This is a genomic window from Mumia sp., assembly GCF_028803055.1.
Classification (GTDB): Bacteria; Actinomycetota; Actinomycetes; order Propionibacteriales; family Nocardioidaceae; genus Mumia.
In genome coordinates, this window is the sequence record NZ_JARBCJ010000121.1 from 1 (window position 1) to 10,551 (window position 10,551).

General features: G+C 71.6%; 8 protein-coding genes. 2 read left to right on the forward strand and 6 right to left on the reverse strand.

The features are described 5' to 3' along the window. On the reverse strand, positions 1–1,184 hold a 1,184-nt coding region (locus tag PV363_RS12115), incomplete at its 3' end, for an MFS transporter (protein ID WP_301022440.1). Between the two features lie 65 nt (positions 1,185–1,249). Next, positions 1,250–2,221 (reverse strand): helix-turn-helix domain-containing protein, encoded by a 972-nt coding sequence (locus PV363_RS12120; RefSeq protein WP_220343423.1) that lies wholly within the window; start codon positions 2,219–2,221, stop codon positions 1,250–1,252. Positions 2,222–2,317: 96 nt separating this feature from the next. On the opposite strand from PV363_RS12120, the gene PV363_RS12125 reads away from it, so the two are divergent. Then, a complete protein-coding gene (locus PV363_RS12125; protein WP_220343424.1) occupies positions 2,318–2,899 on the forward strand; it encodes a hypothetical protein in 582 nt (193 codons plus the stop codon). Positions 2,900–2,935: 36 nt separating this feature from the next. Here the strand turns inward: PV363_RS12125 and PV363_RS12130 are convergent, their stop codons facing one another. Together PV363_RS12130 and PV363_RS12135 are read right to left on the reverse strand one after the other, a co-directional pair. Beyond that, positions 2,936–3,643, reverse strand: coding sequence for a sortase (locus PV363_RS12130; RefSeq protein WP_220343425.1), 708 nt, complete (start codon positions 3,641–3,643; stop codon positions 2,936–2,938). A 36-nt stretch (positions 3,644–3,679) separates the two neighbouring features. After that, on the reverse strand, positions 3,680–7,135 hold the full coding sequence (locus PV363_RS12135; RefSeq protein ID WP_301022441.1) for a bifunctional proline dehydrogenase/L-glutamate gamma-semialdehyde dehydrogenase: 3,456 nt from the start codon (positions 7,133–7,135) through the stop codon (positions 3,680–3,682). A 121-nt stretch (positions 7,136–7,256) separates the two neighbouring features. Between PV363_RS12135 and PV363_RS12140 the strand changes: the two genes are divergently transcribed. Next, positions 7,257–8,156 carry a LysR family transcriptional regulator gene (locus PV363_RS12140; RefSeq protein WP_301022442.1) on the forward strand — a complete coding sequence of 300 codons (900 nt, stop codon included), beginning with the start codon at positions 7,257–7,259 and terminating at the stop codon, positions 8,154–8,156. Positions 8,157–8,169: 13 nt separating this feature from the next. Here PV363_RS12140 and PV363_RS12145 read toward each other — a convergent pair whose 3' ends face one another. Together PV363_RS12145 and ddaH are read right to left on the reverse strand one after the other, a co-directional pair. Then, the gene (locus PV363_RS12145; RefSeq protein WP_220343428.1) at positions 8,170–9,222 is read right to left on the reverse strand and encodes an ornithine cyclodeaminase; all 1,053 of its coding nucleotides are present in this window, start codon (positions 9,220–9,222) and stop codon (positions 8,170–8,172) included. After that, positions 9,219–10,088, reverse strand: a complete 870-nt coding sequence (gene ddaH, locus PV363_RS12150) for a dimethylargininase (protein WP_301022443.1) — start codon at positions 10,086–10,088, stop codon at positions 9,219–9,221. The genes PV363_RS12145 and ddaH overlap by 4 nt, the downstream gene beginning before the upstream one ends. Between the last annotated feature and the right edge of the window lie 463 nt (positions 10,089–10,551).

A 10,551-nucleotide genomic window follows, 5' to 3' on the forward strand; every position in this document is an offset into this window, starting at 1 on the left:
AGCCCCCCTGTGTGCGCCAGCTGGTTGATGCCCGCGCGCGGGACGACGAGCAGACCGACACGCAGGCTGGTGGCGTCGGCGATGAGACCGACGAGCGGCGGCGACACCAGGAAGCCGATCCGCATCAACCACGTCAGCAGCGTGAGACCGGTGCCGGGCTTGAACCCCGGCAGCTCGTCGGCACCGTGCATCGCCGCCGGGATCACCGTCGCGACGCCGAAGCCTGCCGCGGCGAATCCGGCGATGGTCGCGGGCACGGACGGGAACGCGAGGGCGGCACCCATCCCGGCGGCCGTGACGAGGCCGCCGACGCGGACGACGGCGCGCTCGCCGTACCGGTCGACCAGCCGGTCGCCCACGAGACGACCGACGAACTGAGCGCCGACCAGCGCGACGTACCCGAACGCGGCGATCGAGCCGGCGGCGCCGAGCGAGTCGCTGAGGTAGACCGCGGCCCACGTGCTCCCGGCGTCCTCCACCAGCGTCCCGGCGATCCCGAGGACGACGAGCGCGCCCAGGACGAGGACGGTCCGTGGCGTGGGACCACCGGAGCGGCTGACACGACGGGGGCGGGCGCCCGGCGCGGCGTCGATTTGCTCCACCGGATCTGCTTCCGGCCCGCGCAGGAGGAACGGGTACGCCGCTATGGCGACGAGCGTGAACAGCGCCGACGACAGGCCGAGGTGCACCGCCGGCGACAACCCGAGGGCCACGGCTCCTGCGCCCATCAACCCGCCGAGCACCGCGCCGGCCGACCACACCGCGTGGAAGGAGTTGAGGATCGAGCGCCCGTACCTGCGCTGCACGCGGAGCCCGTGCGCGTTCTGGGCCACGTCGGTGACGGCGTCAACGGCGCCGAGGAGGAACAGACCGGTGGCGAACGCTCCCGCGCTCGGTGACAGGCCGATCGCGAACGACGCGAGCCCGGCGAGGAACGTCCCGACGACCGCCACCCGGGACGACCGCAGCCTCTGGATCAGCACGCCCGCCGCGAGGCCGGCCACCAAGGCACCGGCGGGCAGCGCCGCGACCGCGAGGCCGTACGAGGCGTTGCTCAGGTCGAGGTCGGCCTTGATCCCCGGGTAGCGCGGGAGGATGTTGGCGAAGATCGCCCCGTTCGTGAGGAACAGCACGGCCACGGCGGTGCGGGCGCGACGCAGGGTCGGGTCGAGGGTCGCGGTCACCGGACGACGATAGGTCATGCGTCCGTCGGGGTCGCCCGCATTACGTACGCTTTGCCGCCGTGCGCTCAGGCATGCGCCCGTGCGTGCGCACGGCGGTAGGCCGACGGCGTCGTCCCGTAGTGGCGTACGAACGACTGCCGCAGCATCTCCGCCGAGCCGAAGCCGCACCGTCGGGCGACGACCGAGAGCGGCTCGGACGTCTCTTCGAGCAGGTGCGATGCGGCCTCCAGCCGCACCGTACGGACATAGCGTGCGGGTGTCGTCCCCAGCTCCGAGGCGAACACCCGAGCGAGGTGTCGCACGCTCACGCCCGCCACGTCGGCGAGCGCCGTGCTGTCGGCTGGAGCGGCCGGATCGGTTGTCACGTACGCGGTGACACGGCGGAGGACCGGACTGTCGGGTGCCGGCGCAGAGGTGTGGATGCTCATCTGCGCCTGGCTGCCGGGACGCTGCAGATACGTGACCAGGTAGCGCGCGACCTGCCGAGCGAGCTCAGCGCCGTGGTCCTCCTCGATGAACGCCAGCGTCAGGTCGAGTGCGCTGGTGACTCCGGCAGCGGTGGCGATGGATCCGTCGCGGATGAAGATGGGCTCCGCATCGACGACGACGGACGGATGGTGCCGCGCCAGTCGTGCGGCGAACTGCCAGTGGGTCGTGGCCCGCCGGTCATCGAGGAGACCGGCTGCGGCGAGCACCGTCGCCCCGGTGCACACCGAGGCGGTCCGCCGCGCCCCCTCGGAGAGACGGCGGACGTGGTCCCGGACCAGAACGCTCTCGGCGGCGCGCTCGTGCCCCATGCCCCCCGAGACGATGACCGTGTCGAGCGGTGTCTCGACCCGCTCGAGCGCCTCGTCCGCGGCCAAGGTCAGCCCCGACGTGGCGACGACGGGAAGCCCGCCGGGCGAGGCGAGGCGCCACGCGTACGGGATGCGCGGCGTGCCGATCATGTTCGCCATCATCAGCGGGGTGGTGATGCAGGAGATGTCGAGCAGCTCGGCCTGCTCGTAGGCGACCACGACCACGGTGCGTTCGGCCATGCTCGAGTCTAGGCCGAGTGTCAGGTATCCCAGGATCTCGGACACGGAGCGGCGGACCGGCCCGCCGTACGTCCCCGTCGTCCTAGCGTCGCCTCCATGAACCGCTCGACGGAGGCGCGGCCGACCGAGGCCACGTGGCGCACCGGTGGACGATGGCTCGTCCGCCGCTGGCCGACGGTGCTCGGTGTCGGCATCGGCGCGTTCCTCGTGTCAGAGACGAGCGACGGCTCGGAGGCCGCGCTCGTCATCGTCGTGGCCGCGCTCGGCTACCTCGCGACCGCCGTCCTCGACCGGCAGAGCCTCATCTGGGCGGTCGTCGCGGCCGAGATGGTCGTCGTGGTCCTGCTCGAGGCCTTCGGCGTCGACCCGGTCCCTGTGCTCGCGGTCGCTGCCGTCGTCCTGGCGCTGGTCGGAGCGGTCGGACGCCGGTGGGGTCCGTCACGGTTCGAGGTGCTCTATCCGTACCTCACCGCGGTGTTCCTCGTCGCTGGGCTCGTCGGCGCGTACGCCAGCCCGGTGCTCGCCGGCACCGTCGCCGGGGTCGGGCTGATCGGGCACGCCGCCTGGGACGCCGTCCACTGGCACGAGGATGCCGTCGTCAGCAGGCCCTTCGCGGAGTGGTGCGGGACGCTCGACCTGGTGCTCGGGGTCGGCGTGCTGGTGATCGTGCTGCGCTGAGGACGGAGCCCGCCGCTTGATGCCGCGCCGGTGAGCTCAGGAGGCCGAGGTGCGGACGAGCACGCCGATCTTGTCGATGCGGTGCTCGGGGTTGTCGAAGGCGTCGGACCAGTAGTTGCCCTGCGCGTGGTCCTCTGGCGTCGCGCAGGTCGACAGCGTGATGAAAGCACGGCGCGGCTCACGACCGGGTTGCCCGGGGACGGCTGCCCGCTGCTCGGCGAGGGAGCGGGCGGAGCGGAAGGACGTCGAGCGGGTGCGGACGATCTCGTACGTCCATCGGGTCCCGCCGGCGGTCACGTGCACCCGGTCACCGCGATCCAGGTCCGGAAGGTCGAGGAAGGCGCGCGTCGACGACAACCGGTGCGCGGTGACCTGGTAGTTGCCCACACCGCCGGGGCCGGCGCCGCCGCGAGGCCCGTGCGGACTCGCCGCGCGACCGCGGTTCTGGATGCGGGTCCCGGCGGCGTCGTCGGTCCGACCCCGGTACGCGACGACACGGAGACCGTCGACGCCGATCGCGGGTATCGAGAGGACGGCGTCGCGGGGAGGGTTCGCCGGCGTCGCAGGTCTGGCCTCGACGGGCTCGGTCGGCGCTACGGGCGGCGTCGCAGGCGACGTTGCTCGCTCGGTCGTCGAAGAGGGGGCACTCTGGGGTGGCGACGGCGTGCGCGTCTCCTGGGAGACACCGCACCCGGTGACGACCAGGCCGGCGCCTCCTGCGAGCAGGACGACGAGTCGACGCATCTCTCGACGGTACCCGCGCACTGTGGCGCGGGCGCCCTACACCGTCGGCAGCACCTGCTCCGTCAGTCCGTCGAGCGTGCCGAACCGGTGGGCGGTCATGCTCACGGCCTGCTCGTGCAGGAACGGCAGCAGCTCGACCCGCCCCGCCTCGGTCACCGCGTGCCCGTAGACGGCGAGGTCCGGTCGACCGCCCGTCGCCCGTGCCAGGGCTGCCGCGTCGCCACCGACGAGCCGGACCCGCCCGGACGGGAGCTCGGCGGCACGCGCGAACCACGCGTCCTCCGGCTCCACGACGACCGAGGCTCGTGCACGTCCGAACGCGGCGCGTACGGCGTCCGGCAGCGGCACAGCGGAGCTGACCGAGATGGTCGACCCGGTCAGGGCGCCCGCGGCGACGACACGGATCAGCTCGACCAACGGCCGCGACCCGTCGTAGCGCACGGTGACGGGCACGGGCAGGTGGCGCAGGACGTTGCGCTCGAACGGGATGCCGGTGACGTCGGTCGGGCTCCCGAGCTCGGTACGCCACGCGGCTGCGTCGCTGCGCAGCGCACGCTCGAGCGTGCGGAGGTCGTGCACAGCGGCACCCGCGGCGCCGGCCGACTCGAGGAACGGCCGCTGCACGTCGAGCACGGGGTCGGTCGCCGTGGCCTCGGCCGGCTCCCAGTCGACGAGCCCGTGGAGGTAGCTCGGGCCGCCGGCCTTCGTCCCGGCACCGACCGCCGAGCGCTTCCAGCCGCCGAACGGCTGTCGCCGTACGATCGCGCCGGTGATGCCGCGGTTGACGTAGAGGTTTCCGGCCTGCACACCGTCGACCCAGGTGGCGATCTCGTGCGGGTCGAGCGAGTGGATGCCCGCGGTGAGGCCGTACGAGGGGGCGTTCTGCAGAGCGATCGCCTCCTCGAGCGTCGCAGCCGTCATGATGCCGAGGACCGGCCCGAAGAACTCGACCAGATGGGTCTGTGAGCCCGGCGCGACGCCGACCTTCACTCCCGGCGACCAGAGCCGGCCACCGCCGTCGGGCTGGTCGGCGTCGAGCTGATGGGGCTCGACGAGCCACGACTCACCGGTCTCGAGCGAGGTGAGCGCGTCACGAAGCTTGCCGTGGACCGGCTCGATCACCGGGCCGACCTGGCTGGTGGCGTCGGTGGGGTAGCCGACCTTGAGGGAGCGGACGGCGTCGGCGAGCTGGTCGCGGAACCGGCGTGAGGTGGCGATCGGACCGACCAGGATGGCCAGCGAGGCCGCTGAGCACTTCTGTCCGGCGTGCCCGAACGCCGAGGCGACCAGGTCCTTGACCGCGAGGTCGAGGTCGGCGCTCGGGGTGACGATGATCGCGTTCTTGCCGCTCGTCTCGGCGAGCAGCGGCAGGTCGGGCCGGAACGTCCGGAACAGCTCGGCCGTCTCGTACGCACCGGTGAGGATGAGCCGGTCCACCCGCGGGTCCGAGACGAGGCGCCGCCCCAGGTCGGACTCCTCGACGTGGGCGAGGTGGAGGACGTCACGGGGGACCCCGGCGGCCCACAGCGCCTCGACGACCAGTGACCCGCACCGCTGGGCCTGGGGTGCCGGCTTCACGACCACCGACGAGCCCGACGCGAGAGCCGCGAGCATCGACCCCGCGGGGATGGCGACGGGGAAGTTCCACGGGGGCGTGACGACGGTGAGGCGCACAGGCACCGGCCGGGCACCATCGGTACGGTCGAGCATCGCGGCCGACTCGGCATAGAACCGGGCGAAGTCGATCGCCTCCGACACCTCCGGGTCTGCCTGGTCGATCGTCTTGCCGCACTCGGCCGCCATCACCTCGACGAGGTCGGCGCGACGGCGCTCGAGCTCGGCAGCGGCCCGTCGCAGCACCTCCGCACGTCCGTCGCCGCCGAGCGAGGACCACGCCGGCTGCGCGCCGACGGCCGCGGCGACGATGCTCTCCAGTGCCTCCGGCGACGTCACCGTGTGGTCGCGGACGAGGTCCTCGCCGCGGGTGGTCGTGGTGGCACGGTCGAGGATGTCGCGTGCCCACTCGCGGTTGCCAGGGAGCGCAGGGTCGGTGTCAGGGGTGTTCTCGAAGCCGGCGGGCGGTACGGGGACGCTGTCGGTACGGCGGTCCTGACGGCGGTTCGGCTCCGGGACCGTCGCGTCGAGCGCCCGGAGCGAGGCGAGGAACCGCGCCCGCTCGCGCGCGAAGAGCCGTTCGTCGCTGTCCAGGTCGAACACCGCGGACATGAAGTTCTCCTGGCTCGCGCCCTCCTCGAGGCGCCGCACCAGGTACGCGATCGCCGTGTCGAACTCCGAGGCGCGTACCACCGGCGTGTAGAGGAGCAGGTCACCGACGGTACGGCGGACGGCCTCGGCCTGGCCCTGGGCCATGCCGAGCAGCATCTCGAAGTCGACGCCGTCACGGACGCCGCGACGACCGGCGAGCAGCCACGCGAACGCGATGTCGAACAGGTTGTGCCCGGCCACACCTAGCCGGACGTTCGCGATGCGGTCGGGGTGGAGGGCGTAGTCGAGGATCCGCTTGTAGTGCGTGTCGGTCTCCTGCTTGGAGCCCCAGGTCGCGAGCGGCCAGTCGCGTACGGACGCCTCGACGGTCTCCATCGGGAGGTTCGCTCCCTTGACGAGCCTGACCTTGATCCCCGCGCCGCCGCGCGCTCGCCGAGCCGCGGCCCAGTCCTGGAGGTGCGCCATCGTCGCGAGCGTGTCGGGCAGGTAGGCCTGGAGCACGATCCCGCCCTCGAGGTCCAGCAGCTCGGGCTCGTCGAGGAGGCGGGTGAAGACGGCGACCGTCAGGTCGAGGTCACGGTACTCCTCCATGTCGAGGTTGATGAACTTCTGCGGGGACGCCGCGGCGGCACGCCGGTAGAGGGGACGGAGCTGTTCGACGACGTGGTCGACCGTCTCGTCGAACGCGAACGGGGAGTGCGGTGCCACCGTCGAGGAGACCTTGATCGACACGTAGTCGACGTCGTCGCGGGCCAGGAGACGGTGCGTCCCGTCCAGTCGACGGGCTGCCTCGCGCTCGCCGAGGACCGCCTCGCCGAGGAGGTTCACGTTGAGCCGCACTCCACGGCTGCGGATCCGGGAGATGGCCGGGCCGAGCCGGCGGTCGGAGGCGTCGACGACGAGATGGCCGACCATCGCGCGCAGGACGCGGCGGACGACCGGGATCACCAGCCCGGGGGCGACCCGCGCCGCGACGGCACCCGCCTTGACCGCTGTGCGCAGGTGCAGGGGAAGGAAGCGCGGCAGGTCGCCCGCGAGGTCGGCGAAGGCCTGCGCGGCCACGCGAGGGTCTTCGGGCCGGATCACGCCGTCGACGAAGCCGACGGCGAACGGCAGGCCCTTGGGGTCCTTCAGCACGGCCGCGAGCTGCTCGGCGGACCGGTCGGCCGGGATGTCCCTCGCGGTGTCCAGCCACTGCCGTACGAGCGACTCGACCTCGTCGGAGAGGTCGGTGGCGAGAGCGTCAGTCTCAGTGGTCGAGGTCATGAGGTTTCGCCGTCCCAGGGTCGTCGAGCGTGTCGTGTTCAGTGTGCGCTCGGGGTGTCGTTAGGTAAAGTGACGATTCTTGATGATGATCCGTCAAGATCTCTGATGAAAGGCGGGCGTCGTGCTCGAGGTTCGGCGGCTCCGTCTCCTCCGGGAGCTGGCCCTGCGCGGGACCCTCGCCCGCGTCGCCGAGGCGCTGCACCAGAGCCCGTCGTCGGTCTCCCAGCAGCTGACCCAGCTCGAGCGCGAGGTCGGCGTCCCGCTGCTCTTCAAGTCCGGTCGCGGCGTGCGCCTGACGCCGCAGGCCGAGATCCTCGTCGAGCACACCGAGGCGATGCTCGCGCGGCTGGAGCGGGCGGAGTCCGATGTCGCGGCCTCCCTCGAGCGCCCGTCCGGCTCGGTGCGGGTGGCCGTCTTCCAGTCCGCGGCGCTCGCCCTGCTTCCCGCGGCCCTCACGTGGCTGGACGCCGAGCACCCCGATCTCCGCGTCACGGTCGTCCAGCGGGAGCCCGAGACCGCTCTCGCGGAGACCTGGGCACGTGACTTCGACCTGGTCGTCGCCGAGGAGTACCCGCACCACGCTGCACCGCGCCATCCGGGCCTCGACCGGCTGCCGCTCACGACCGACACGCTCTGGCTCGCCATCTCGCCCGATGCTGCCGAGCACCGCCGGATCGAGCGCATCGAGGACGCGGCGCACGTGCCGTGGGTGATGGAGCCCGTCGGAGCGGCGTCGCGGCACTGGGCCGAGCAGGCGTGCCGACGTGCGGGCTTCGAGCCCGACGTACGGTTCGAGACCGCCGATCTCCAGGCGCACCTGCGGCTGGTGCAGTCCGGTCACGCGGTCGCCCTGCTCCCCGACATCCTCTGGAAGGGGCTGCCCGCACCGGCGCGGCTGTGCCCCCTCCCGGACGACCCGCAACGCTCGATCTTCACGTCCGCGCGGCTCTCGGCGGCGTCGAGTCCTGGCATCGCCTCGTGCCGGCGTGCCCTCGCGTACGCCGCCGAGTCGCCGCGCTGACGCCACCGTCGCCTCAGTGCACGGCGGCGACCGGCTCGCGCACCTGCGCCGGCGTCACCATCGCGAAGAGGTCCTTGGGATCGCTCGGCTCGGCGACGAGGTCGAGCGCCGCCTCGTACGAGGTGCCGCGGACGGCATCGCGGACGAAGCGCAGCGCGGTGAAGTCCTCGATCGCAAAGCCGACGGAGTCGAAGACGGTGATCTCGTCGGCCGACGTACGACCCAGGGCCTCTCCGGCGACGACCGTCCACAGCTCGGTGACCGGGAACTCAGGACCGAAGGCCTGGATCTCACCCTCGACACGGGTCTGCTCCGGATACTCCACGAACACCGACGCGCGTTCGAGGATGGCCTGGTCGAGCTCGGTCTTGCCCGGGCAGTCACCGCCGATCGCGTTGATGTGGACCCCGGGGGCCACATCGGCGTCGCGGAGCACGGTCGCGTTGGTCTTGTCAGCGGTGCACGTGGTGATCACGTCGGCGCCGAGGACGGCGTCGGCGGCGCTGCTCGCGACGGTCACCTCGAAGCCGAGCGGCTCGAGGTTGCGGACGAGCTTCTGCATCGCGGCCGAGTCGGTGTCCCAGATCCTGAGCCGGTCGATGCCCAGGGCCGCCCGGAACCCGAGCGCCTGGAACTCCGCCTGCGACCCCGTCCCGATCATCGCCATCGTGGAGGCGTCGCGACGGGCGAGCCAGCGCGCCGCCATCGCCGACGTGGCCGCCGTCCGGAGGGCCGTGAGCAGCGTCATCTCGGCGATGAACGTCGGGTATCCGTTGTCGACCTGTGCGAGCACACCGAAGGCGGTGACGGTCTGGAAGCCCCGCAGGGGGTTCTTCGGGTGCCCGTTGACGTACTTGAAGCCGTACTCGTCGCCGTCGCTGGTCGGCATCAGCTCCATCACGCCCTCGCGGGTGTGAACGGCGTGGCGGGGCGACTTGTCGAACTGCGGCCAGCGGCGGAAGTCGCCCTCCAGTGCCGTCACCATGTCGCCGATGATCTGCTCGGCGCCCTGCTCGGCGATCCAGCGGCGCATGCCGGGGACGTCGACGAACGAGACGGTGGTCATGCGCGTACCTCCAAGGTGCAGCACTTCACGCTTCCGCCGCCCTTGAGCAGCTCGCTCAGGTCGACGCCGATCGGGTTGAAGCCCCTCTCCCGCAGGCGCTCGTGCAGGTGCACGGCCTTGTCGGTCAGGACCACGTTGTAGCCGTCGGAGACGGCGTTGAGGCCGAGCACCTCGGCGTCGGCCGCGGTCGCGACGATGGCGTCGGGGAACAGCTGACGCAGGATCGCGTTGCTCGCGGCGCTGAAGGCGGGCGGGTAGTAGGCGATCGTCTGGTCGTCGATCGCCGCGAGGGCCGTGTCGAGGTGATAGAACCGGGCGTCGACCAGCTCCAGCGAGATCACCGGTGCGCCGAAGAACTCACGGGCCTCGTGGTGGGCGGCCACTGACGTACGGAAGCCGGTGCCGGCGAGGATCAGGCGTCCGACGACGAGGAAGTCGCCCTCACCCTCGTTCTGCGAGGCCGCCTGGATGGTCGGTCGGAGCCCGGCCTCGTCGAACCATGCGTGATAGGCCGCACCCTCCGGCTGACGCTCGGCGAACGTGAAGCTGGCCGCCATGGCCTTCCCGTCGTAGACCACCCCGCCGTTGGCCGCGTACACCATGTCCGGGAGTCCCTCCACCGGCTGGATCAGCTCGACGCGGTGGCCGAGGCTCTCGTAGGTGGCGCGCAGCACCTCCCACTGGGCCACCGCCAGGTCGGTGTCGACCGGCTTGGTGGGATCCATCCACGGGTTGATCGCATAGGTCACGTCGAAGTGCTCTGGTCGGCACATGAGAAACCGGCGAGGGATGGCCTCGCCGGCCGTCGTCGAGCTGACCGCGTGCTCCGCCGGCGAGGGCAGCGGAGCGCGGGTGGTGATCGTCATCGAGTACCTCCGTGTCATCGGTGACTCGAAGGTATGTCGACAAGCGTTCCGCCAGTGGGCCGCATTCGTTGCGAAGATCAGGCCCCGACCAGCGATCTGTTGTGGGGTTGACGCGGATTCGTCAGCGGGTCTCGTGCAGCCGACCCGCGAGGGCGCCCTCGACGACGGCGACCGTGACACGGCGGCACCGGGGGCGGCCGTCGGGACCCTGATCGCTCTTCCCTGCGTCCGCTATTGCATATTGATCCGGTCAATTGATCTCGGCTGAGGTGGCAGTCTCATGAGACAGGCGTATCTGTCCCACCCGGTCTGGCCGCGTTTCGATGCTGGGCAGCGGTGGCCGAGCCCGGAAGCGCTGAAGGAGATTTCGTCTCGCGGTTGGGGGTTGTTCTCGAGCTGCCCTGGGGGGCAACATCGCTCGAACCGTTCCTTCCGCTCGCCCGGACACTGCGCGATCTGGTCC

What these genes read in the sequence shown, in the direction of transcription:
- PV363_RS12135 (WP_301022441.1), bottom strand. Translation starts at nt 7,135, where the DNA reads ATGACCTCGACCACTGAGACTGACGCTCTCGCCACCGACCTCTCCGAC.
- ddaH (WP_301022443.1), bottom strand. Translation starts at nt 10,088, where the DNA reads ATGACGATCACCACCCGCGCTCCGCTGCCCTCGCCGGCGGAGCACGCG.
- PV363_RS12120 (WP_220343423.1), bottom strand. Translation starts at nt 2,221, where the DNA reads ATGGCCGAACGCACCGTGGTCGTGGTCGCCTACGAGCAGGCCGAGCTG.
- PV363_RS12145 (WP_220343428.1), bottom strand. Translation starts at nt 9,222, where the DNA reads ATGACCACCGTCTCGTTCGTCGACGTCCCCGGCATGCGCCGCTGGATC.
- PV363_RS12125 (WP_220343424.1), top strand. Translation starts at nt 2,318, where the DNA reads ATGAACCGCTCGACGGAGGCGCGGCCGACCGAGGCCACGTGGCGCACC.
- PV363_RS12130 (WP_220343425.1), bottom strand. Translation starts at nt 3,643, where the DNA reads ATGCGTCGACTCGTCGTCCTGCTCGCAGGAGGCGCCGGCCTGGTCGTC.